Origin of the sequence: Aeromonas piscicola (assembly GCF_000820005.1) — a bacterium.
GTDB classification, from domain to species: domain Bacteria; phylum Pseudomonadota; class Gammaproteobacteria; order Enterobacterales; family Aeromonadaceae; genus Aeromonas; species Aeromonas piscicola.
The window spans coordinates 203,634-226,946 of sequence record NZ_CDBL01000052.1 but is presented as its reverse complement, the minus strand read 5'-3'; the positions used below and the strand labels follow the sequence as shown (position 1 = coordinate 226,946).

24 protein-coding genes are annotated in these 23,313 nt (G+C 62.8%); 15 read left to right on the top strand and 9 right to left on the bottom strand.

The genetic code is table 11. The features are described 5' to 3' along the window. Positions 1-134: 134 nt before the first annotated feature. The 3 genes from BN1128_RS11690 (at position 135) to BN1128_RS11680 (ending at position 2,816) form a co-directional block, all read left to right on the top strand. Positions 135-1,922, top strand: coding sequence for a cation:proton antiporter (locus BN1128_RS11690; RefSeq protein ID WP_042868889.1), 1,788 nt, complete (start codon positions 135-137; stop codon positions 1,920-1,922). Then, complete coding sequence (locus tag BN1128_RS11685; RefSeq protein ID WP_042868887.1) at positions 1,919-2,503, top strand: DNA-J related domain-containing protein; 585 nt, start codon at positions 1,919-1,921, stop codon at positions 2,501-2,503. The genes BN1128_RS11690 and BN1128_RS11685 overlap by 4 nt, the downstream gene beginning before the upstream one ends. 64 nt (positions 2,504-2,567) lie before the next feature. After that, positions 2,568-2,816, top strand: a complete 249-nt coding sequence (locus BN1128_RS11680; protein WP_042868885.1) for a hypothetical protein — start codon at positions 2,568-2,570, stop codon at positions 2,814-2,816. A 42-nt stretch (positions 2,817-2,858) separates the two neighbouring features. Here the strand turns inward: BN1128_RS11680 and BN1128_RS11675 are convergent, their stop codons facing one another. Both BN1128_RS11675 and zntB read right to left on the bottom strand, forming a co-directional pair. Then, complete coding sequence (locus BN1128_RS11675) at positions 2,859-3,377, bottom strand: mechanosensitive ion channel domain-containing protein (RefSeq protein ID WP_042868883.1); 519 nt, start codon at positions 3,375-3,377, stop codon at positions 2,859-2,861. A 9-nt stretch (positions 3,378-3,386) separates the two neighbouring features. Continuing rightward, positions 3,387-4,379, bottom strand: a complete 993-nt coding sequence (gene zntB, locus BN1128_RS11670; protein ID WP_042868881.1) for a zinc transporter ZntB — start codon at positions 4,377-4,379, stop codon at positions 3,387-3,389. Between the two features lie 104 nt (positions 4,380-4,483). On the opposite strand from zntB, the gene BN1128_RS11665 reads away from it, so the two are divergent. From BN1128_RS11665 to BN1128_RS11650, 4 genes are all read left to right on the top strand, one after another. Then, entirely contained in the window at positions 4,484-4,936 is a 453-nt protein-coding gene (locus BN1128_RS11665) for a YaiI/YqxD family protein (protein WP_042868879.1), read from the top strand. Positions 4,937-5,055: 119 nt separating this feature from the next. Then, positions 5,056-5,325: a PepSY domain-containing protein gene (locus BN1128_RS11660; protein ID WP_042868877.1), complete on the top strand. Its 270-nt coding sequence runs from the start codon at positions 5,056-5,058 to the stop codon at positions 5,323-5,325. A 48-nt stretch (positions 5,326-5,373) separates the two neighbouring features. Beyond that, positions 5,374-5,931 carry a cytochrome b/b6 domain-containing protein gene (locus tag BN1128_RS11655; protein WP_042868874.1) on the top strand — a complete coding sequence of 186 codons (558 nt, stop codon included), beginning with the start codon at positions 5,374-5,376 and terminating at the stop codon, positions 5,929-5,931. Between the two features lie 91 nt (positions 5,932-6,022). Then, positions 6,023-6,523: a metal-dependent hydrolase gene (locus BN1128_RS11650; RefSeq protein WP_042868872.1), complete on the top strand. Its 501-nt coding sequence runs from the start codon at positions 6,023-6,025 to the stop codon at positions 6,521-6,523. Between the two features lie 111 nt (positions 6,524-6,634). Here the strand turns inward: BN1128_RS11650 and BN1128_RS11645 are convergent, their stop codons facing one another. Then, positions 6,635-7,840 carry a NupC/NupG family nucleoside CNT transporter gene (locus tag BN1128_RS11645; protein ID WP_042868870.1) on the bottom strand — a complete coding sequence of 402 codons (1,206 nt, stop codon included), beginning with the start codon at positions 7,838-7,840 and terminating at the stop codon, positions 6,635-6,637. Positions 7,841-8,403: 563 nt separating this feature from the next. On the opposite strand from BN1128_RS11645, the gene dbpA reads away from it, so the two are divergent. Both dbpA and BN1128_RS11635 read left to right on the top strand, forming a co-directional pair. Beyond that, complete coding sequence (gene dbpA / locus BN1128_RS11640) at positions 8,404-9,783, top strand: ATP-dependent RNA helicase DbpA (protein ID WP_042868868.1); 1,380 nt, start codon at positions 8,404-8,406, stop codon at positions 9,781-9,783. Between the two features lie 114 nt (positions 9,784-9,897). Further along, the gene (locus BN1128_RS11635) at positions 9,898-10,188 is read left to right on the top strand and encodes a YkgJ family cysteine cluster protein (protein WP_042868866.1); all 291 of its coding nucleotides are present in this window, start codon (positions 9,898-9,900) and stop codon (positions 10,186-10,188) included. Between the two features lie 116 nt (positions 10,189-10,304). Here BN1128_RS11635 and BN1128_RS11630 read toward each other — a convergent pair whose 3' ends face one another. Then, entirely contained in the window at positions 10,305-10,718 is a 414-nt protein-coding gene (locus tag BN1128_RS11630) for a hypothetical protein (RefSeq protein WP_042868865.1), read from the bottom strand. Between the two features lie 277 nt (positions 10,719-10,995). Between BN1128_RS11630 and BN1128_RS11625 the strand changes: the two genes are divergently transcribed. Further along, entirely contained in the window at positions 10,996-12,441 is a 1,446-nt protein-coding gene (locus tag BN1128_RS11625) for a PepSY-associated TM helix domain-containing protein (RefSeq protein ID WP_042868863.1), read from the top strand. A 72-nt stretch (positions 12,442-12,513) separates the two neighbouring features. Here BN1128_RS11625 and BN1128_RS11620 read toward each other — a convergent pair whose 3' ends face one another. From BN1128_RS11620 to BN1128_RS11600, 5 genes are all read right to left on the bottom strand, one after another. Next, on the bottom strand, positions 12,514-12,732 hold the full coding sequence (locus tag BN1128_RS11620) for a DUF6500 family protein (protein ID WP_042868861.1): 219 nt from the start codon (positions 12,730-12,732) through the stop codon (positions 12,514-12,516). Positions 12,733-12,745: 13 nt separating this feature from the next. After that, on the bottom strand, positions 12,746-13,759 hold the full coding sequence (locus BN1128_RS11615; protein WP_042868859.1) for a CobW family GTP-binding protein: 1,014 nt from the start codon (positions 13,757-13,759) through the stop codon (positions 12,746-12,748). A 24-nt stretch (positions 13,760-13,783) separates the two neighbouring features. Beyond that, positions 13,784-13,981, bottom strand: a complete 198-nt coding sequence (locus BN1128_RS11610) for a YbdD/YjiX family protein (RefSeq protein ID WP_025325546.1) — start codon at positions 13,979-13,981, stop codon at positions 13,784-13,786. 59 nt (positions 13,982-14,040) lie between these two features. Next, a complete protein-coding gene (gene cstA, locus BN1128_RS11605) occupies positions 14,041-16,167 on the bottom strand; it encodes a pyruvate/proton symporter CstA (protein WP_042868857.1) in 2,127 nt (708 codons plus the stop codon). Positions 16,168-16,418: 251 nt separating this feature from the next. After that, entirely contained in the window at positions 16,419-17,324 is a 906-nt protein-coding gene (locus BN1128_RS11600) for a 1,4-dihydroxy-2-naphthoate polyprenyltransferase (protein WP_042868854.1), read from the bottom strand. Positions 17,325-17,531: 207 nt separating this feature from the next. Between BN1128_RS11600 and BN1128_RS11595 the strand changes: the two genes are divergently transcribed. From BN1128_RS11595 to menC, 5 genes are all read left to right on the top strand, one after another. Next, positions 17,532-18,851, top strand: coding sequence for an isochorismate synthase (locus BN1128_RS11595; RefSeq protein ID WP_042868853.1), 1,320 nt, complete (start codon positions 17,532-17,534; stop codon positions 18,849-18,851). Positions 18,852-18,887: 36 nt separating this feature from the next. After that, entirely contained in the window at positions 18,888-20,606 is a 1,719-nt protein-coding gene (menD, locus tag BN1128_RS11590) for a 2-succinyl-5-enolpyruvyl-6-hydroxy-3-cyclohexene-1-carboxylic-acid synthase (RefSeq protein WP_042868851.1), read from the top strand. Further along, positions 20,596-21,354, top strand: a complete 759-nt coding sequence (gene menH, locus BN1128_RS11585; RefSeq protein WP_042868849.1) for a 2-succinyl-6-hydroxy-2,4-cyclohexadiene-1-carboxylate synthase — start codon at positions 20,596-20,598, stop codon at positions 21,352-21,354. The genes menD and menH overlap by 11 nt, the downstream gene beginning before the upstream one ends. 162 nt (positions 21,355-21,516) lie before the next feature. Next, entirely contained in the window at positions 21,517-22,377 is an 861-nt protein-coding gene (menB, locus tag BN1128_RS11580) for a 1,4-dihydroxy-2-naphthoyl-CoA synthase (RefSeq protein WP_042868847.1), read from the top strand. Then, positions 22,377-23,306, top strand: coding sequence for an o-succinylbenzoate synthase (menC, locus tag BN1128_RS11575; RefSeq protein WP_042868845.1), 930 nt, complete (start codon positions 22,377-22,379; stop codon positions 23,304-23,306). Before menB ends, menC begins: the two co-directional genes overlap by 1 nt. Positions 23,307-23,313 lie beyond the last annotated feature (7 nt).

The following is a 23,313-nucleotide window of genomic DNA, read 5'->3' as shown; positions in this document are numbered from 1 at the left end:
CCCTTCTTCCCGACGGCCATGACGCCGGCTGTCGCGCTTATCCCCGCCGCCCTTGCTCCCGCCGCCGCAGGGTGTCAATCTGGCCATCTTCCCCGCTACACTTCCCCTAGTCCATTAGCTGAATCGAGGTCTGCATGACTGCTCTCTCCCTGGCCGGGATCGCCCTGGTCTCAGTGCTGGCCCAGTGGCTCGCCTGGTCGCTGCGAGTACCCGCCATCCTGTTTTTGCTGCTCACCGGCTTGACCCTGGGCCCGGTCAGCGGCCTGCTCGACCCCGATGACCTGCTCGGCGACCTGCTGTTTCCGCTGGTTTCCCTCTCGGTGGCCATCATTCTGTTTGAAGGGGCCCTGACCCTGCATCTGGCCGAACTCAAGGGAATAGGCAAGGTGGTGCGCAACCTCTGCTCGGTGGGCATGCTGGCCAGTTTCGCCGTCATCGGCAGCGCCAGCTACTTTCTGCTGGGGCTGGACTGGCGGGTCGCCATGGTGCTCGGTGCCGTGCTGGTGGTGACGGGGCCGACCGTGGTCGCCCCCATGCTCAACGTGATCCGCCCCACCCGGGAGGTGGACCGCATACTGCGCTGGGAAGGGATAGTCATAGACCCCATCGGTGCCCTGTTTGCGGTGCTGGTGTTCGAGGCGGTGCGCCTCGGCAGCCAGGGGGATCTCATCGGCCACACCCTGCTGGCACTGGCAAAAACGGTGGGGGTCGGCTCCTTCATCGGGGTGGCCGCCGGCTGGCTTACCACACTGCTTATTCGCAAGGACTGGCTGCCGATCAGCCTGCACAAGTTCGGGGTGCTGGCGCTGGTGCTGGTCACCTTCAGCCTCTCCAACTGGCTCAGCCACGAATCCGGCCTGTTGGCGGTCACAGTGTTCGGCATCTGGCTTGCCAATCAGGAGGGGCTGGACCTGGAAGAGGTGCTGGCCTTCAAGGAGGATCTCGCCGTCATCCTTATCTCCTCCCTGTTCATCCTGCTGGCGGCCCGCCTCGACCTGGCCCAGCTCTGGCAGCTCGGTCCCATGGTGCTGGCGCTGCTGTGCGTGGTGCAGTTCGTGGCGCGCCCGCTCTGCATCCTGGTCTCGACTTGGGGCTCGGATCTCTCCTGGCGAGCCCGCGCCCTGCTCAGCTGGATAGCACCGCGGGGCATAGTGGCGGCGGCGGTCAGCGCCTCCTTCGCCATCAGCCTGCATCAGGCTGATATTCCCGATGCGGACAAGCTGGTGCCCCTGGTGTTCGCGGTGATCATCTCCACAGTGGTGCTGCAGAGCCTCACCTCGGCGCCACTGGCGGGCCTGCTCAAGATGCGCCAGAGCGCCCCCAACACCTGGCTCATCATAGGGGCCAACTCGGTGGCGCGGGCCATAGGCCGGGCGCTGGCGGAGCAGGGGGTGCCGGTGCAGCTCTGCGATCCCGCCTGGGAGTTCTGCAAACAGGCGCGGATGAGCAACCTGCCCTGCTACTTCGGTAACCCCCAGTCGGAGCATGCCGAGCTGCACCTGCCGCTCACCAGCATCAGTACCGTGCTGGCGCTCTCCCCCAACCGCCACAACAACGCCCTCGGCGTGCTGCACTTCGCCCATCTGTACGGGGAGGAGAAGGTCTACTCCCTGCGCTCCAGCGAGCAGCACGGCAAGGCGAACCGGGAGAGCGCCACCTTCCGCGCCCGCCAGAACCTGTTCGGACCCGAGGTCAACTATGCCCGCCTGAGCGGCCTGCTGAGCCGGGGCGGCCAGATCAAGGCGACCCGCCTGAGCGAGGCGTTTGACTGGGCGCAATACCAGGCGGCCAATCCCGGTGCCATCCCGCTGTTCGTGCTGGATGGCAAGGCCAGGCCCCGCATCGTAACGGGCCCTGTCACGCCGCTGGCGGGGGAGCTGCTGATCGCCCTGCAACCGCCGAAGGAGACAGCCAGCTCATGAGCGAGACGTCACACCACCACAATCCGCTGCTCGCACCGCTGCTGGCCCTGCTGCAACAGGCCAGGGGCGGCTACAAGGTGCATGAGCTGCTGGCCGCCCTGCGCCGGCAGGGGGCGGTTCCAACGTTGGCGGAGGATGAGCAGTTGCAGCTGTTTCGGGTCAATTTCCTCATCATGAACGCCCTCTACCAGCTGCAGGCCGAGCTCCATGACGAGGGCTGGTGGCTGGTGATCAGCACCCTGGATATCCGGCTCGAACCCCTTGCCGGGGCAACAGATACTCGCCAGAGGCTGGCCCTCGGCCAGCCTCTGCGCAGTTACTACCTGGACTGGCGGGTGTTCTGGCAGACAGACAGGGAGGAGGTGGAGGCCCTGCTCACCCGTTTCTGGCGCGCTTATGACGGAACAGGACACAGAGCGGAGGCGCTGGCCCTGTTCGAGCTGACCGCAGATGCCAGCCAGGAGACGGTGCGCCGCCGCTGGCGGGAACTGGCGCTGCAACACCACCCGGATCGCGGTGGCGATGCCGAGACCTTCATCCGCATCCGCTGGGCCTGGGAGTGCCTGAACACGGCCAAATGAGCCGGGCCGCCACCGGTACCAGCCACTAGACTTGAAGAGGCGCTATGAGTCACAGGAGGACGTCATGACAGTCAGTGAACTTCGCCTGCTCTACCAACAGCAAGCCTTCAAGGAAGCCGAGATCCTGCAGGATGCCATACTGCCGGGCTGGATCGTGGAGTTCAGGGGTCAGGATGGCAGGTTGTACGAGATGACAGACACCCTGGGTTGCCCCCGCTATTTCGGCTCGATCGAGGAGGCCCGCCAGCACGTACATCTGGTGGCGGACTGCCCGATCCAGGTCGAGCATCTCTACCGCTTCTTCGAACGCTGAGTGGCATTCAGGATCAAGAAAGGCTCCCGAGGGAGCCTTTTCTCATTCCGGTTGCAGCGGTTCCGCCCCCTTGCCCTCCAGCCGCCTGACCGGTTTTTGCAGGATCAGGTTGGCCGGATAGGTGACCAGATCGCCGTTGTCATCACGCACCCGCAGGTAGAACAGACCTATCTCAGTAATGACGCCGGTGACTGAGTCATCCTTGTCGAGGATGCGGATCCGGTCGCCAATCTTGTAGGGGAAGGCGAAGAAGATGGTGATGCTGGCGGTGATGTTGGAGAGGATCGACCACTGCGCCACCATGGCGACGCCAAGCACTGCAAAGAAGGAGGAGGCGAGTACTACCAGCCGGGAAAAGTCGAGCCCCCACACCCCGGCCAGGATCAGCAAGGTGGCGCAGCCGAGCAGGAAGTGGAACACGTGCTCCACGTAGAGCACCCGGTTCTCGCTCACCTGCCGGCTCTGGGCCAACGCCAGCAGACTCTTGTGAATGAGGCTGCGGATCAGGGTGTGACCCAGCAACAGCAGCAGGGTCACGCCAAAAGATTGCCACATGGTCATGACGGCTCCTTACCACCAGCGTCTGTGTTTGAGCCAGACGGCCAGCCCGGTGGCCAGTGCCACCAGCGAGCCGCAGAAGACCCAGAAGGCGGTCGGGCTCTCGGCCCCCGGAATGCCTCCCAGGTTGATGCCAAACAGACCGGTCAGGAAGCTGGCGGGCAGAAACAGCAGCGCCATCACCGACATCTGGTAGGCCCGCCGATTGGTCGCCTCCGCCATCAGGTTATTGATCTCGTCCGCCAGCACGGCGGTGCGCGCCACCCCGGCATCCAGATCGTCCAGCCAGCGCCGTAGCCGATCGGCGATATCGAGCAGGCGGCGCCTGTCATCCTCGTCCAGCCAGCTGATCTTCTCGTTGGCGAGGCGCGCCACCAGATCCCGCTGGGGGGAGAGGTAGCGGCGGATCATGATGAGCTGCTTGCGGATCAGCGCCAGCCTGCCGTTGGCGGGCAGGTCGCGCATCAGCACCATCTCCTCCAGATCTAGGATCTGATCGTGCAGCTCCTCGACAAATTCCCCCGCCCGGTCGGTCAGGGCATCACAGATCTCCACCAGCCAGTCGGCCGGGGTATCGGCTCCGCCCCCCAGCTTGAGCTGGCCATACACGTCCTGCTCCGACAACAAGGCGCGACGACGGCTGCTGATGATGAGGTCCGGGGTGATGAAGATGCGCAGCGCCACCATCTCTTCGGGCCTGTGATCCTTGTTGTGGTTGATGCCGCGCAGGATCAGCAGCACGGTTTCCCCCATCCGCACCAGTTTGGGCCTGTTGCTCTGGCCGAGCAGGGACTCGCGCGCCGCGTCATTGAGCAGCGGGGTCTGCAGCAGCCAGCGGGCCGCTTCCGGATTGCCGTAATCCAGATGCAACCAGCCGGGTTTATCCCCCGGTATCTCGCTCCCCGCCGCCAGCGGCTGCATGCCGCCCTTGCCATCCAGGGTCAGGCCATAAATCACGTCACTGGGCACCCGATCCATCTGCTCGTCCTTCTCGTTCCGATTCATCGGCCCAGCTTACACGAAAGCTGGGCCTGACTCAGCCCCGGGGCAGCCGGCCCGCGCTGGCCATGTTAAGATGCGGCCTCATTTCAGACACAGGAAGCCATGCCATGCCCATCTGGGTCGATGCCGATGCCTGCCCCCTCCCGGTCAAGGAGATCCTCTACCGCGCCGCCCACCGCGCCCAGGTCGTCACCACGCTAGTGGCCAATCAGGGGCTGCGCGTGCCCCCCTCTCCCTTCATCAAGACCCAGCAGGTGGAGAAGGGATTCGATGTGGCGGATCATGTCATCGCCCAGCAGGTCACGCCGGGGGATCTGGTGATCACGGGCGACATACCGCTCGCCTCCTGGGTGATAGATGCCGGTGGCGAGGCGCTCAACCCCCGCGGCGAGATCTACACCCGCGAAACCATTCAGGCGCGGCTCGGCATGCGCAACTTCATGGAAGAGCTGCGCTCGGCCGGGGTGCAGACCGGTGGCCCGGCCCCCTTCAACGCCGCCGACAAACAACGCTTCGCCAACGCCCTCGACAAGTGGCTGCTAAAGGGCAAGCTGAGCTGATTGCGGCCTCCCCGGCATCCAGCCGGGGATATTCATTCCTACCCCCTTGTACTTAATTTTTCCTTAAGTTTGGTGCCCTAACCTTGTGGCTGTTTCACACTCACCCGCAAGGAGCACACATGAAACTGACCCCTCTGTTGTTACTGATCCCCCTGTTCAGCGGCGCCGTTCTGGCTGATCCCCAGTGTACCCAGACCGACAAGAGCCAATGGCTGAGCGAGGCGGATGCCCAGCAGCAGATCAAGGCGATGGGCTACGACATCAAGAAGTTCAAGGTGACCAAGACCCACTGCTACGAGATCTACGGTTGGGACAAGGACAAGCGCAAGGTCGAGATCTACTTCGACCCGACCGATCTGAAGAAAGTGAAAGAAGAGATAGACGAATAACCCAGCCATGGGCCGGTCTGTCGCCGGCCCCCTTGATGGAGCCTTGCCATGACAACCCCGTCTGAAGTGAAAGTCTGGGATCCCCTCATCCGGGTGTTTCACTGGGCGACCGTGATCCTCTGCCTGCTCAACTTCTTCGTACTGGAAGAGGGCAGCAAGAACCACAGATACGTCGGCTATACCTTGGCAGCCCTGCTGCTGATCCGGCTGCTGTGGGGTCTGGTCGGTCCCCATTATGCCCGCTTCCGCCAGTGGTGGCCGACACCGGCCCGCATTCGTTATTACCTTCGCCAACTGGCACAGGGCCGCCACCCCTATTATCTCGGCCACAATCCGCTCGGCGCCCTGATGATCTGGCTGTTGCTACTGTCACTGGTCGGCACTATCACCACCGGCTGGCTCACCACCTGGGATGCCTTCTGGGGTGAAGACTGGATGGAAGAGCTGCACGGTGTCATCGCCAACACTCTGATGGCCGCCGTCGGAGTCCATGCCGCCGTGGTGATCCTAACCGACCGCCTCACCCGCAGCGATCTGCTGCGCGCCATGGTGCTGGGCAAAAAACGGGTGCCCGCCGATGCCAAGGTGGAAGATCCGCGCAGTTAATGACCGGGCCGGTCCGCCGGCCCCGGTTTTTTGCTGCAATGGCCCGCGACACTGGTAAGATGCGCCGCCATTTCTCCATGCCGTAGCCACCATGACAGCCCAAGGGCACCTGCTGTTTTCCGTCACCTGCACCCTGCTCGCCCACAAGCTCCAGCTCACGCCGGCCCTGGCCGATGCCAGTCTGTGGCAGACCATACCCGCCGCGCTGGCCAGCGCCCTGCTGCCGGATCTCGACCACCCCAAGTCAGTGCTGGGTCAGCGGCTGCCCTGGATCTCCAAGCCATTGTCACGGCTGTTCGGTCATCGCGGCTTCACCCACAGCCTGCTAGCGGTGGCCGTGGCCGTATGGGGGCTGGATCAGAGCCTGGCGCCCGAACTGCTGCCCGCCGGGGTCAAGGATGCGCTCATCATCGGCTACCTCAGCCACCTGCTGGGGGACTGGCTCACCCCCGCCGGCATACCGCTGTTCTGGCCCCTCAAGCGCCGCTACCGGCTGCCGGGCTTGCCCCTCAAGAGTGGTGGCGCCATCGAAACCGGCTTTTGCACCCTCACCCTGCTGGCCGCCGGTTACTGGAACCACTGGGCCGGTTGAGCGGGCCCAGACCGGCACCGCTGCGGATCAACGGGAGGCTCTTTTGCTCCCCCCTGAAAAAAACAAACCCCTGCCGAGGCAGGGGTTTGTCATGGTGATGGCGAGGTGCGATTAGATCATCACACCGGCAATCACGGCGGAGAGCAGGCTCACCAGGGTAGAACCGTACACCAGCTTCAGGCCGAAGCGGGAGACCATGTTGCCCTTCTCTTCGTTCAGCGCCTTCACGGCACCGGCGATGATGCCGATGGAGCTGAAGTTGGCGAACGACACCATGAAGATGGAGAGAATGCCGACGGTGCGCGGGGAGAGCTCGGCAGCGATCTTGCCCAGATCCATCATGGCCACGAACTCGTTGGTCACCAGCTTGGTCGCCATGATGGAGCCGGCTTGCAGGGCCTCACCACTCGGGATACCCAGGATCCAGGCGATCGGATAGAAGAGGTAGCCCATGACGTACTGGAAGTTGACGCCAAACGCCAGCTCGAACAGGTAGTTGACCAGGGCGATCAGGGCGATGAAGCCCACCAGCATGGCGGCCACGATCACGGCCACGGAGAAACCGGCCATGATGTACTCGCCCAGCATCTCGAAGAAGTTCTCTTTCTTCGGGGTATGGTGCTCGTCGCCTTCGGCGATGGCTTTCAGGTCGGTGACCGAGTTGTCCGGCTCATACGGGTTGATCAGTGACAGCACAATGAAGGTGCTGAACATGTTGAGCACCAGCGCGGCCACCACGTAACGCGGCTCGATCAGCTGCATGTAGGCACCGACGATGGACATGGAGACGGTGGACATGGCGGTCGCCGCCAGGGTGTACATCTGCTTCTCGTTCAGGTGCGGCAGTGTGTTCTTGAGCGCGATGAAGTTCTCGGACTGGCCGACGATCATGGAGCTGATGGCGTTGAAGGACTCCAGCTTGCCCATGCCGTTGATCTTGGCCAGCACTGTGCCGATGCCACGGATGACGATGGGCAGCAGACGGATGTACTGCAGGATCCCGATCAGCACAGAGATGAAGACGATGGGCATCAGCACCATCAGGAAGAAGGAGAAAGCCCCTTCGTTGACCAGGCCACCGAACACGAAGTCGGTACCCTGTTTGGCAAACTCCATCAACTTGGTGAAGCCGGCAGCGAAGCCACCCACCACAGCCAGACCCACTTCGGAGTTCAGCATGAACCAGGCCAGTGCCAGTTCGACCACCAGCAGTTGGCCGATATAGCGCAGTTTGATCTGTTTCCAGTTGTGGCGGTTAGCCAGCAAAGCGAGAGCGAGGACCATCACGAGTCCGAGCACAAAGTGGACGTATTCCATACCAGTAGCACCTGAGTGAATTGTTATTTTTGACCGGCGCCATCATAGACATTTGCATATTTAAAAATCAGATAGCCATCACAATCTGCGGTAAAAATATGCATGCTGGATAATACAAACGTTTTTAAATTAATTAAACAATCAGCGCGACATCTAATCACTGTTCAGTAAATATAAAAACAGATAATAAACAGCCAATTACAAATAAACATCTCAACCAGCAAGAGCCAAAACAACACAATATTAACATTCACTTAAAACGCTGACCGCCCCGTCGTAGCGGTCAGGTTAAATTTGAGACAAAAATATTTAATCAAACCAGAGTGACAAACGTTTATCTTATTTGCGATGAACGGCGCCTTCGTAGTCGCACTATTTTTGACGCTGTTTTGCATTCTGTTCCGTGCACACAAGCAGGAAAGGCCCCGCTTTTTCCTGCACGCACCTCTCCAGGTCCCTTTGCTCAGGCGTTCAAAAATCCGCCACACCCGAGGCCGCATTCTGGTACAATGCGCGGCCTTAGCGTTAGCGCATCCCCGTTTTCTCCGAAATAGAGTCCTTTTGTGAACAACAGCGAATTTAGCAGCCTCAACCTCTCCCCCGCCCTGCTCGAAAACCTCGCCAGTCTGGGTTATCTGCAGATGACCCCGATCCAGGCCCAAAGCCTGCCCCTGGTGCTCGATGGCAAAGATCTGATCGCCAAGGCAAAAACCGGCAGCGGCAAGACGGCCGCCTTCGCCCTGGGTCTGCTCTCCCGACTCAACGTCAACCGCGTCGACGTGCAGGCGCTGGTGCTCTGCCCGACTCGCGAACTGGCGGATCAGGTCGCTCAGGAGATCCGTCGTCTGGCCCGCGCCCTGCCGAACGTCAAGCTGGTGACCCTGTGTGGCGGTACCCCGACCGCGCCGCAATCGGCCACTCTGGGCTTCGGTGCCCACATAGCCGTCGGCACCCCGGGCCGCATTCTCAAGCACCTAGAACAGGGCACCCTGGAGCTGTCCAGCCTGGAGACGCTGGTGCTGGACGAAGCGGATCGCATGCTGGACATGGGCTTTGGCGAAGACATCAACAAGGTCATCAGTTATGCGCCCGAGCGCCGCCAGACCCTGCTGTTCTCCGCCACCTACCCGGAAGGGATAGCCCAGATGAGCCGCGGCGTGCAGCGCAACCCGGTCGAGGTGAGCGTGGAGTCACTGCACGAAGGCAGCGCCATCGAACAGAAGCTATATGAAGTGCCGGCCGGCCAGCGCCTCGACGCCCTGACCTGGCTGCTGAGCCACTACCAGCCGAGCTCCTGCGTGGTGTTCTGCAACACCAAGCGGGCCTGCAACGACGTGGCCGACCACCTGGCTGCCAAAGGCTTCTCGGCGCTGGCGCTGAACGGCGACCTGGAGCAGCGCGAGCGGGATCAGGTGCTGGTGCGTTTTGCCAACGGCAGCGCCACCATACTGGTCGCCACCGACGTGGCCGCCCGTGGTCTGGACATCAAGGAGCTGGGCGCCGTCATCAACTTCGAGCTGACCTATGATCCCGAGGTGCATGTGCATCGCATCGGTCGTACCGGTCGTGCCGGCCAGCAGGGTCTGGCCCTGAGCCTGTATCAGCCGAACGAGGCCCAGCGCGTCAACTTTATCGAGGAGTACCAGCAGGCTCCCATCCCGCAAGGGGATCTGGCCGAGATTGGCCGCGAGATCAAACCGATCGCGCCGCTGATGGCCACCCTCTCCATCGATGCGGGCCGCAAGACCAAGGTGCGCGCCGGTGACATCCTGGGCGCCCTGACTGGCGAAGGCGGCATTGCCGGGGCCGATGTTGGCAAGATCCAGATCTCCGAGCAGTACTCCTACGTGGCGGTGAAGCGCAGCGTGGCGAGCGCCGCCCTCAAGCGGTTGCAGGAAGGCAAGATCAAGGGGCGCACCTACCGCGCCCGCAAACTGGGTTAACGATGCAGTCGGGCATGACACCTGCCCGACTCGTCACGAACCACAGCACGGGCGCCTTTGCAGGCGCCTGTTTTTTATCGCACATGTGCCATTCCCATGGCATGGACAACACAGATGAACAGAGAACCCCAAGCCGACGTCAGCTGCCAGAACTGCGAAGCCTGTTGCTGCCGCCTCGAAGTCATGCTGTTTACCGATACCGGCGTACCGGATCGCTACGTGGACGAGATAGAGGGACAGGTGCCCGTGATGCACCGGCTGGAAGATGGCTGGTGTGCGGCGCTGGACCGAAATACCATGATGTGCCGCATCTATGAGGTTCGCCCCCTCATCTGCCGCGAGTTCGAGATGGGTGAGCCCGACTGCATCGACGAGCGAGACAAATGGTTTATCAACCTGAGTTGACCAAGGGATAGCAAGCCTATTAACGACGGGCGGCTTCTATGAAATACGACCGCTGATCTGCCGCGAGTTCGAGATGGGTGAACCCGATTACGTCGACGAGCGCGACAAATGGTTTATCAAGCTGGAGTGAGCGGAGCCGGATCGGCGGCCAGCCGCTGCTCCAGCCAGCACAGCGCCTCGTCGGCCTGCTCGAAGTAGCGGATCGCTTGGAATGGCAGCTCGCTGAAGACCTGATCGGCCAGGTATTGCTTGAAGCTTCCCGCCAGCACCACCGCCAGAAAAGCGCAGCCATTGGCGGCGCACCAGCCGAACTGCCGACGAAAGCGGGCAAGCACCTCGGGCCCTGCTGCCTCAAACTCGGTCGCCACCTCGACGATCCCCCAGGGCGCATCGCGCAATTCCGCTATCTGTCGGCTGAAGGCGGCCTCATAGGCTATGGCCCCCGCCAGGTTGAAGGGGCCGCTCGGCTGACAGATCAGCACCTGTCCACGCCGCTGCATCTCAAAATGGCCGTGTGGTTGCAACTTCACGCCAGTCTCCTTCCTTGGATCCTTTCCCACTGCACCAAAACGGTGACATGTTGCAACAAGGTAAGGATTTATCTACCAAAAGTCCACGCCACCACGCATGGCCAAGCCCAGGCTCCATCGCCTGAAAGCCCCTGACCGGCACAGCTACCCCGGCAATTTTGATCCGCCGCCCCTCCCATCATGTTCTGTTGCAGTTAACAAAACGTTGCTGTTATCATTCGCGCCGCCATAAACATTCCACCAGCTGAAACGTTGGTCATCAACGCAAGGATCAGAGATGAAAAACCGGGACTCGAGTCACTACCAGCGGATCTGGCGCTGGCACTTCTACGCCGGCCTCTTCGTCGCCCCCTTCCTGATCCTGCTCTCGCTCACCGGCATTGTGTACCTGTTCAAGCCCCAGCTCGACAATCTCATGTATCCCGAGCTGATGAAGGTGACGCCAGCCAGCCAGACCCTGAGCGCAGATCAGTTGCTGGTCAAGGCGATGGTGGCCATGCCGGACGCCAGCCTGAGCAAGTACCTGCCGCCAGTCAGCCAGGATGCCAGCGCCCAGTTCATCGTCCGCCAGGGCGGCCGCGAGCTGACCCTGTTCCTCGATCCTGCCAGCGGCGCCCTGCTCGGCACCCTGGACAACCAATGGAATCTGCAGGCGGTGGCCCGTGCCCTGCACGCCGAGCTGCTGCTCGGCACCACGGGGGATAGATTGATCGAGCTGGCCGCCGGCTGGGGAATCGTGCTGCTCGTCAGCGGCCTCTATCTGTGGTGGCCACGCAAGGGGCCGGGGGTGGGCGGCATCCTCTGGCCCAGAATGAACCAGCGCGGACGCCTCTGGTGGCGCGATCTGCACGCCGTAGTCGGTTTCTGGGGTGCGGGCTTCCTGCTGCTGTTGCTGCTGAGCGGCATGACCTGGACCGGTTTCTGGGGGGATCAGTTCGCCAACGTCTGGAACCGCTTCCCGGCCGCCATGTGGAACCAGGTGCCCGCATCCACGCCGCTTGCCCGCAGCCTGAACCAGGCCCACGACCAAACTGTGCCCTGGGCGATGGAGAACACCCCCATGCCGAGCTCGACACAGCCCGATGAGATGGCCTCCATGGCGATGGCTGACACGGCCATGCCGCAGAGTGCGGAAGGTCACGATCACAGCGCCATGAACCATGGCGGGGAACACGAGGGGATGGTGATGGCCGAACACCGCATCCCGCTGCAACAGGTGGTGGACATTGCCAACGAACGCCAGGTCACCCCGGGCTACAGCATCACGCCGCCGGCCGGCAAGAGCGGCGTCTACACCATAGCCCTGTTCGCCGATGATCCGCGCAACGATGCCACCCTGCACATAGATCAGTACAGCGGCAAGGTACTGGCCGACGTGCGCTGGCAGGATTACGGCCTAGTCGCCAAGACGGTGGAAACCGGCGTCATGCTGCACACCGGCAAGCTCTACGGCTGGCCCCATCAGCTCGCCATGCTGCTCATCTGCCTGATGGTGTTGCTGAGCGCCGTGAGCGGCCTCTGGATCTGGTGGAGCCGCCGCCCGCAGGGCCGTCTCGCCGCCCCGCCGCTGCCGGCCAAACTGCCCCCCATGCGCGGCGCCATCGCCGTGCTGGTGCTGCTCGGCATCTGCTTCCCGCTGGTGGGCGCCTCCATGGTCATCATCTGGCTGCTGGACAACCTGATCTTCTCCCGCCGCGCCACCCGCCTGGCACGGGCCAGCTGAGGGCACTCGCCGACGATGGCGGCAAACAAGAAGGGCTCCTCATCAGGAGCCCTTCTTGTTTCATCCCCCCTATTATTCCATCGCCTCGACCAGCGCGATGATCTTCCGCGCCTTCTCGAAATGGTCGAGTCTCTGGGTCTGGATCCACCAGGTCGCCGCCTCCATCAACAACTCGGGATCATCATTGCGGTTGGCAAAAAACGCATAGAAGGAGACGCCCACCGCCTCCCCCTTCTGCGCAATCTTCTGGTGGCAGACCTGGATGATTTTCTTTTTCAATGATCCGCGCATGTGCTTTTTCCCCTCATGCTTGCGTGCGGGCAAACCCCGCCCGCAGCGCCTCGACGGGCAGGTAGCGGCCGATGATCACCAGCCGAGATTGAGGAGGCGTCTCCTCCCAGGGAGAGCCGTAATCGAACCCCGCCACCCTGTGTACTCCCTGCACTATCAGCCGGCGCGATTCACCCGCGATGGCCAGCACTCCCTTGTAGCGCAGCATGTCATTGCCATGCAACTCGATACACTGCTCCATGAAGGCGCCTATTTGCTTCAAATCCAGCTCGCCCCCCTCGAACAGATGGGCCGAGATGGCATCCTGCCAGGAGCGCGGTCGGGCCGAAAGCGGGCGAAACGCCTCGAAGCCCTGCTGCCCTGCCCGCACAATGCAAAGGCCTGAACTCAGCGCCAGCTCGTCGCTCAGGCTGAAGGCATCCAGATCCAGCCAGAGCTCCGCCGGGCACTCCCCCTGCACTATGTCGAGGATCTGCGCCTTGGGGTTGATGCCGTGGACTCGCGCTATGGCCGCCTCCCGCGTCGCCCCGTCCACCCGGTCTGTCTTGGTGAGCAGGATGCGATCGGCAAAGCCTATCTGGGCCGCCGCCACCGGATGCTCGTCCAGCTGGCGGCCTATGTGTTCACAATCGACCAGGGTGATGACAGCATCGAGGCGCAGGGCATCGCACAACTCTTCTTCGACAAAGAAGGTCTGGATGATGGGGGCCGGATCGGCGAGCCCTGTGGTCTCGACAATCAGCCGCTCGAATTGCAGCTCCCCCGCCGCACGTCGGGCCAACAGATCGCTCAGGGCGGCCCGAAACTCACCGCGCACGCTGCAACAGACGCAGCCGTTGCTGAGCTCGACCACGCTCACCCCCTCTCCCCGCAGCAACAAGTCGCCATCTATGTTGGCGGCACCGAACTCGTTCTCCAGGATGGCCACGGAGGCATCGGCGTGGTGGTGCAGGAAATGGTTGAGCAGCGTGGTCTTGCCGGCGCCGAGAAAACCGGTCAGCAAGGTGACCGCTACAGCATTCGTCATGATGGGGATCCTGTGATGTGAAACCTAGCAGCAGCGCCCGCCATTCTTGCCGCCGTAGCGGGCATCCTGGCGTTCGCGAAAGAACTCGTCATGGCTCATGGGGGTCTGCTCCGGGTGAGTCAGCCGCATGTGCTGCACGTAGTTGTCGTAATCGGGCACACCCACCATGAGTCTGGCGGTCTGCCCCAGATACTTGCCCGCCTTGGCCAGGGTATCGAACATGCTTGCTCCTTGTTCGCCATCGATGAGGGGCCGACACCCTGGGGTGCCGGCCTGCTGACTTACTTGAGGCTGGGGGCCAGCCCGGCGTCGTCGTCAGACGTGGGACGGGCGGAACCCGGTTGTTTCGGCATAGCCTGATACGGCGTCTCGTTGGCGGTCGGCTGCGGATTTTTCAGCGCCTTGAGGGCCGTCTTCAGGGAGAAACCGGCCAGCACCACCACCACCAGCATGAAGAAGATGGTCAGCCCCGCATCCAGCCGGTTGTTGAACACCAGCTGAGCCAGCTGGGATTCGGTGTACTGGGCCGGGATGGTGCCGCTGTCGATCATGGCCTGGAATTTGTTCGCGATGGCCAGGAAGCCGAGCTTGGGATTGTCGCTGAAGGTCTTCTCCCAACCCGCAGACAGGGTGCAGATGAGCAGCCAGCTGGTGGGCAGCAGGGCCACCCAGGCATAGGCCTGACGCTTCATCTTGAACAGCACCACGGCGCAGAGCATCAGCGCCATGCCCGCCAGCATCTGGTTGGCGATGCCAAACAGCGGCCACAGGGTGTTGATGCCGCCGAGGGGATCCACCACCCCCTGATGCAGAAAGTAACCCCAGGCCAGCACGCACAGGGCGGTGGCAAGCAGGTTGGCCGGCAGGGAGTCGGTACGTTTGAGGGCCGGGGAGATGACCCCCAGCAGATCTTGCAGCATGAAGCGCGCCGCACGGGTCCCCGCATCCACCGCAGTGAGGATGAACAGGGCCTCGAACAGGATGGCGAAGTGATACCAGAAGGCGACGTTCATCAGGCCGCCGAGGGCACCGTGCAGTATGTAGGCCATGCCGACCGCCAGGGTCGGGGCACCGCCGGCACGGGAGATGATGCTCTGCTCACCCACCTCGCTGGCGATGCGGGTCAGGGTCTCGGGGGTGATCTGGAAGCCCCAGTTGCTCACCACGGCGGCGGCGGAGACCACCACGTCTGTGGTGCCTGCCGGCGCCAGCACCGCCATCGGGCTGTTCATGGCGAAGTAGACACCCGGATCGATGACGCAGGCGGCCACCAGCGCCATGATGGCGACGAAGGACTCCATCAGCATGCCGCCGTAACCGATGAAGCAGGCCTGATTCTCGTTGGCCAGCATCTTGGGTGTGGTGCCGGAGGAGATGAGCGCGTGGAAACCTGAGACGGCACCACAGGCGATGGTGATGAACAGGAAGGGGAAGAGATCCCCGGCCCAGACCGGGCCTGTGCCGTCGATGAACTGGGTCAGCGCCGGCATCTGCAGGGTCGGCTGGGTCACCAGTATGCCGATGGCGAGGCCAACTATGGTGCCGATCTTGAGGAAGGTGGAGAGGTAATCACGGGGCGCCAGCAGCAGCCAGACCGGCAGCACCGAGGCGACGAAGCCATAGCCCACCAGCATCCAGGTCAGCTGCACGCCGTCGAAGTCGAAATAGGGTGCCCAGGTTTTGCTCTCGGCCACCCAGCCACCGGAGATGATGGCAAAAATGAGGCACACCAAACCGATCACAGATACCTCGCCGATGCGACCCGGCCTCAGGTAGCGGATGTAGATCCCCATGAAGATGGCGAGCGGTATGGTGAAGGCCACCGTGTAGGTGCCCCATGGGCTGTGGGCGAGCGCCTTGACCACTATCATCGCCAGCACCGCCAGTATGATCACCATGATCATGAAGGTGGCGACCAGGGCGATGACACCTGCCGTGGGCCCCATCTCCGCCCTGACCAGCTCACCGAGGGAGCGACCATCTCGACGAGTGGAGACGAACAGCACCATGAAGTCCTGCACAGCCCCCGCCAGCACCACCCCGGCCAGCAGCCAGAGCATGCCGGGCAGATAACCCATCTGGGCCGCCAGCACGGGACCGACCAGCGGGCCGGCGCCAGCAATGGCGGCGAAATGGTGGCCAAACAAGACCTTCTTGTCGGTCGGCACATAGTCCAGACCGTCGTTGTGACGCACCGCCGGGGTCATGCGCGTGCTGTCGACCGCCAGCACGCGCTTGGCAATAAACAGGCCGTAATAGCGATAGGCGATCAGATAGACGCACACAGCCGCGACCACGATCCAGAGTGCGTTTATCTGTTCGCCCCGGTTGAGGGCGATATAGCCGAGCGAACTGGCGCCCACCAGCGCCATCAGCCCCCATCCCAGGTGTTTCCCTAACTTGTCCATCAGTCTGCTCCCGCCATCATTTTTTACATGTGCAACCAGATACGGTTACATCTCTATAGCAATCGCTCTGGCGCTACAATCGGGGCCTGTCACAACTCAACTCGCTGGCCGGAAAATTTCTCAATATTGCCGACCGGATCACGGCCGTTTGGGGAATGGTGAACTTGATGAGACTGAAATGATTGGAAAAACCGGCGGAGATGCCTATAAAAAAGGCCCCTGTTCGGAGCCCTTTATACGTCATCACCTCATCAGGAGAGCGCCAGCCCGATGGAGAGCAGCAGGCTGAACAGGAAGGCGCTGATGGCGGTCTTCTTGAGGGCGCCGGTCAACACCTCGCCATCGAAGCTCGTGCGCAATGTCTTGGCGGCGTCCGTGAGCGGCTTCATGGCGGGCAGGAAGATCCAGGGCCAGAAACTGGCGGGCTGGGTCAGCAGAAAGGCGATGGTGCTGACCAGCGCCGCCCCCAGCAACAGCCAGTGATAGGCGATGGCGCGGTTGCGACCGAGCCGCACCGCCAGGGTGATCTTGCCGCTGACCGCGTCCGTCTCTATGTCCCGCACGTTATTGATGTTGAGCACCGCAGTCGCCAGCAGGCCGCAGGCGGTGGCGGGCAGCAGCAGATCCCACTGCAGCGTCTTGGTGAACAGGTAGTAAGAGCCGAGCACCCCCAGCAGACCGAAGAACAGGAACACCGAGATATCGCCGAAGCCCCGATAGCCGTAAGGGGTCTTGCCCACCGTGTAGGTGATGGCCGCCACTATGGCCGCGCCACCCAGCACCACGAAGGTGAGGATCTGCAGCCACTGATCGCCAAAAGCACAGCCCAGCAGGGCGAGGCCGCTCACCACGGCGGCCAGGGCGGTCAGCCCCATGGCCATGCACATCTGCTTTTGGGTGATGAGGCCCGAGACCACGGCGCGCTGGGGACCGATCCGTTCGCCATTGTCGGCACCGGAGACAGCATCCCCGTAATCGTTGGCCAGGTTGGAGAGGATCTGCAGCAGTATGGCGGTCAGCAGGGAGAGCACCATTATGGTGCCATCGAAGGCGCCACGGCTGGCCGCGAGCCCGGATCCCAGCAAGATGGAGGAGCACGCGAGCGGCAGTGTTCGCAAACGCGCCGCCAGCAACCAGATAGAGAAGGTATTTGTCATATTGTGATGGCCAAACAATCAGATATTGATCGTGTTAAGGGTTATCGAACCGGATTTCGGTATACTTGGCCCCTCGGGAGTCAGCTCCCCGGGCGATTTACATGGACGAATGGGCAGATAATATATAGGAATAATCGCTCCTTTGGCATAAACCAACGGCATCCTTCTGCAGGATTGACCGTCACTATCGGCTCATAGACGAAATCCATGTTGGCTCAGACCCATATCAAGCAACAACTGGACGCCCTGCGTCATGGCAACGCCAGCGGCTTCGTGCGGCTGCGCGTGGCGATCGAGATCCGCTCCTTCCTGGGCTGGCTCGCGGCGCAGACCCTCTATCCCCGTATCTATTGGCATGCCAGAGGGCACGACAAGCCCGAATACGTGGCGCTGGGCTGCATTCGCGAGCTGACCCGGCCGCAGGACATACAGCAGGTCTGCGCGCACACGGGCCAGCCCCACGACGACAGCCCGCGCTACTACGGCGGACTGGCGTTCGATCCCGCTCAGCCCGGCTGGCAGGGTTTTGGCCCCTGCCGCTTCGTGCTGCCCCGCATCGAGCTGGTACGCCGGGGCGAGTGTGTCAGCCTCTGCCTCAATCTCTGGCTGACCGACGGCAATCTGGATGCCGAGCTGCAGGCGGCCGAGACGGCCCTCGCGGCCCTGCAACCGGAGGCGCCCCTGCCTGCGTTGCAGCCCCACAGCTGGCAGCGCCAGGATTGCCCAGGCCCCACCCAGTGGCAGACGCTGGTCGAGCGAGTGACGGCGCCCGATTTTCAGGCGCACACCCCCAAGGTGGTGCTGTCGCGGGAAAGCCTGCTCTCCCGCCAGCTGCACGACGATCACATTTGCCCCTGGTCCCTGCTGGCGCAGTGGGCGCAGCACGCCCAGGACTGCTTCCACTTCGGTTTTCAGTTCTCCCCCGAGCAGAGCTTCATCTCCTGCTCCCCCGAGCGGCTCTACCGCCGGGAAGGGAGCCACCTCTTCACCGAGGCACTGGCGGGCACCATACGCCGCTCCGGCGACGAGGCGACCGACGCGGCCCTGGCCGCCGAGCTGCTGGCCGACAGCAAGAACCGGCTGGAGAACCGGCTGGTACACGCCGACATCCTCAGCCGACTGGCACCGCTCACCACGGGCGCCAGCCTGACCGAGCCGCGCATTCTGAAACTGCGGCTACTGCAGCACCTCAAGTGCGACATAGAGGCCGAACTCAAACCCGGGGTGTGTGACTGGCAACTACTGGACGCCCTGCACCCCACCCCCGCGGTGGGCGGCGCCCCGCGCGAAGCCGCACTGGCCTTCATCCGCGAGTTCGAGCCCCATGATCGCGGCTGGTATGCCGGCGCCTGCGGCATGCTGAGCCGGGAGACCTCGGAGTTCTCGGTCGCCATCCGCAGCGCCCGCGTCACGGCGCAGACCATCACACTCTATGCCGGGGCTGGCATAGTGGCGGGATCCGAGCCCGCCGCCGAGTGGGCCGAACTCGACAACAAGATCGCCAATGTGCTCTCCCTGCTGGGATAGCGTTTTCTCATCGACCCCTCATTCAGCGAGAGCCTCATGTTTGCCAGTCAACATGCCACCTTCAATCACGTCTGGTCTTCCCTCTTGCTGGAAGAGCTCTATCGCCTCGGCGTGCGAGACATAGCGCTGGCCTCGGGCTCACGTTCCGCGCCGCTCACCATGGCCGCGGCCGCCCATGCAGGCTTTCGCCGCCACCTCCATTTTGACGAGCGGGGCTTGGGGTTTATGGCGCTGGGGCTGGCCAAGGGCAGTGGCCGACCGGTGGCAGTGATCATGACCTCAGGCACAGCGGTCGCCAACCTTTGGCCCGCAGTGGCAGAGGCGCAACTCACAGGCGTGCCGCTGATTATCCTCTCGGCCGATCGCCCGCCCGAGCTTATCGACAACGGCGCCAACCAGGCGATCGATCAGCAGGGGATCTTCGGTCGCTACCCCGTCTATCAACAGAACCTGCCGAGCCCCACCCCGACCATACCCGCGGCCTTCGTGCTGAGCTCGGTGGATCAGGCGCTGGCCCAGCAGGCGCTGACGCCGGGGCCGGTGCACTTCAACTGCATGTACCCGGAACCGCTCTACCCCGGCGACGCATATCAAGACTTCAGCGACTACCTGGCCCCCCTCGGTGACTGGCTGCATTCAAGCGAACCCTGGAGCCCCTGGCAGCAGAACGAGCAGATCTGTCCCCGCCAGCCCGATTGGGCGGCCTTGCAGGGCAAACGCGGCATCATAGTCGCCGGACGCATTCAGGATCCCGCCCAGGCGCAGGTGGTGGCCGAGCTTGCCGAGCGCCTAGGCTGGCCGCTGCTGGCGGATCTGCAGAGCCAGATCCGCTTCGATGCCCGCAACCTCATCCACATGGATCTCGCCCTGCAAAACAGCTGCTTCGTGGCCGAGCTGGCCCGCGCGGAAGTACTGCTGCAATTCGGTGCCCGCCTCATCTCCAAGCGGCTCGGCCAGTTCATCAAGCAGCACCCCTGGCAGGATTACTGGCTAATAGACCCGCAGCCGGCGCGACTCGATCCCGATTACCGGCTGCGCCGCCGTCTGGTGTGCGAGCCCGCCATCTTCGCCGCGACCCACAAAGTGAGCACTCGCCACCTGCCCTGGCACCGGCTGGCGGAGCGCCAGCAGAGCGCCACCCGCCAGATCCGCAGCGCCTGCGATCGCTTCTCCGAGCTCGGTGTCTGCCATCGGTTGGGCGCCCTCATTCAAGGTCAGCTGTTTGTTGGCAACAGCATGCCGGCCCGGCTGATGGACATGCTCGGCGAAGCGGGCAAGGGACCGAGCCGGGTGATGACCAACCGCGGCGCCTCCGGCATCGACGGCCTGATCGCCAGCGCCTATGGCTTTGCCCAGTCGAGCGAGCAGCCAACGACCCTGTTGATTGGCGATCTCAGTGCCCTGCACGATCTCAACAGTCTGGCCCTGCTCGGCAAATCGAGCCGGCCGCTGGTGGTGATCCTGCTCAACAACGACGGCGGCAGCATCTTTCGCATGTTGCCGGTGCCCACCGGCGATCGGCTGCTGGAGACCTACTACTGCCTGCCCCACGGCCTGCACTTCGAGCATGCCGCAGCCATGTTCGGCCTCCATTATCGGGCGCCAACCACGCTGGCTGAATTCGAGCAGGCCTACACCGCAGCCCTGAAAAAACCGGCGCTGGAAAAGAAAGTAACCCTGATTGAAATCAAGGTACCGAGCAGTGAAGTCGCCGAGGATCTCAAGGCGCTGGGAGCGGCTATTCGTGGCCTCTAACCCGAACAGCCGCGAACTGCCTCTGGTACTGCTGCACGGTCTGCTCGGCGATGGTCGCGACTGGCAGCCAGTCATTGAAGCCGTGCCAGGAATAGCTTGCCACGCGCTGGATCTACCTGGCCACGGCAGCAATCAAGGGCTGAGCGTGACCGGCTTCGAGCAGGCTCATCAGTGGCTCTGTGATGCGCTAAAGGCACTCGGCATCGAGCAGTACCGACTGGCCGGCTATTCGCTGGGCGGGCGGCTCGCCCTCTATCACGCCAGCCAATCCCCTGCCGGATTGCAGGCCCTGCTGCTGGAAAATTGTCATCCCGGCCTGCCGCTGGCCGAGCGGGCAGCTCGCATCGAACACGATGAGGGCTGGGCCCGGCGCTTTGAGCGCGAACCGCTGACAGAGGTGCTGGCCGACTGGTATCAGCAGGTGGTCTTCGCCGACCTCGATGAGGCGGCTCGTGCCCGCCAGGCAGCTCGTCGCCTTGGCAACCAGGGCACTGCCATCGCGACCATGCTGCGCGCCACCTCGCTGGGCCAGCAGCCGGATCTCGCGCCCTGGCTCGTCAGCACCCGGTTGCCAGTGACCTGGCTCTCCGGCAGCCGGGATCACAAATTCCATCAGCTGGCTTGCCAGTTGGTGAATCAGGGCTGCAATATCAATCACTTGACCCTGGATGGCGGCCACAATCTGCACGCCAGCCAGCCCGAGACTTTTGCCCAACTCCTGCGGGAGTGGGTTGCGAGTACGCCATAAAACGGCATGACACCCTTTACCCGAGCCGGCATTGCGGGCTTATTACCAACAAGAAAAAGAGCGTGCACATGATTGAAGCAATGACGAAAGCTGAACTGTATGCCCCCGTTCAAATGACGCGATTGCTCAATCTGGGTTCGACCAGACCAGAAGGAAAAAAACATGATTGAGGCAATGACGGAAGCGGAACTGTACGCACCTGTCGAGTGGCGCGATTGCTCCGCCGGTTACGAGGACATCCTCTATCACAAGTCCGGCGATGGCATTGCCAAGATCACCATCAATCGTCCCCAGGTCCGCAACGCCTTCCGTCCCCGCACCGTCAAAGAGATGCTGCAGGCGCTGGCCGATGCCCGCTATGACGATCATATCGGCACCATCATACTCACCGGCTTCGGCGAGAAGGCGTTCTGCGCCGGTGGCGATCAGAAGATCCGTGGCGACTACGGTGGATACCAGGATGACGAAGGCACCCATCATCTCAACGTGCTCGACTTCCAGCGCGACATCCGCACCTGCCCGAAACCCGTGGTGGCCATGGTGGCCGGTTATGCGGTCGGTGGCGGCCACGTGCTGCACATGATGTGCGACCTGACCATCGCTGCCGACAACGCCCAGTTTGGCCAGACAGGCCCGAAAGTCGGCTCCTTCGATGGCGGCTGGGGCGCCTCCTACATGGCCCGCATCGTCGGCCAGAAGAAGGCCCGCGAGATCTGGTTCCTCTGCCGCATGTACGATGCCCAGCAAGCGCTCGACATGGGGCTGGTCAACACTGTCGTGCCGCTGGCGGAACTGGAGCGCGAAACCGTGCGCTGGTGCCGCGAGATGCTGCAGAACAGCCCGATGGCACTGCGTTGCCTGAAAGCGGCCCTCAACGCCGACTGCGATGGCCAGGCCGGCTTGCAGGAGCTGGCGGGGAATGCCACCATGCTGTTCTACATGACCGAAGAGGGTCAGGAAGGGCGCAACGCGTTCAACGAGAAACGCCGTCCCGACTTCTCCAAATACAAGCGGAATCCCTGATGAAACTCGCTCTCTATCGCTACCAACTGCCTTTTACCCAGCCCCTGACCTTTCACGGCAAGGTGGAGGTGGCGCGAGAGGGCCTGCTGGTTCGCATCGACAAGGGCTGGGGGGAGATAGCCCCCCTGCCCGGTTTCTCCAAAGAGACCCTGGCCGAGGCGCAAGCCGAGGCCATCGGCTGTCTGGAGCAGCTGGCTCAGGGGCAGCCCATCGCGCCCCTGTTGCCCTCGGTGCAATTTGGTCTGGACTGTGCGCGGCGGGTCTGGCCCGAACAGACGGCCACCCTGCCCGAGCCCTATCCCCTCATTCAAGGCTCCCCCCAGGAGCTGCTCAAACACTGGAAGGACTGGCTGCATCAGACGCCCAGCAAGGCCAAGCTGAAGGTGGCCCGTTATCCCATGCGCGACGAGCTGGCGCTGATCCGCCTGCTGTGCGATCGCATCCCCACCCTCAAGCTGGTGCTGGACGCCAACCAGGGCTGGACCCGTGAGGAGGCCTGGGCCTTCTGCGGCCATCTCGATCCGAACCGGATCGAGTATCTGGAAGACCCTTGCGCCAACTTTGACGACATCGCCTTCGTGGCAAACCGCACCGGCATGCCGGTGGCCATCGACGAGCTGCTGGCACAGGGCAAACCCTGGGAGCCTATCCCGCAGCTGAGAGCCCTGGTGCTCAAACCCACGCTGCTTGGCTCGCTGGCCAACAGCGAGGCCCTGGTGGCCCGCGCCCGCGAGCTGCGCCTGAAAGTGATCGTCTCCTCCTGCTTCGAGTCCGGGGTCGGCCTCGGCCAGCTCGCCCGTCTCGCGGGTGAATGGGCGCCGGATCAGGCGCCGGGGCTGGACACCAAACGCTGGCTGGCAAGCGATCTGCTGGACAAGCAAGGCAAACCCGACCTTGGCCTGCTGGAGCCCCTGTTTCACCGTGATTGAAGGGGCC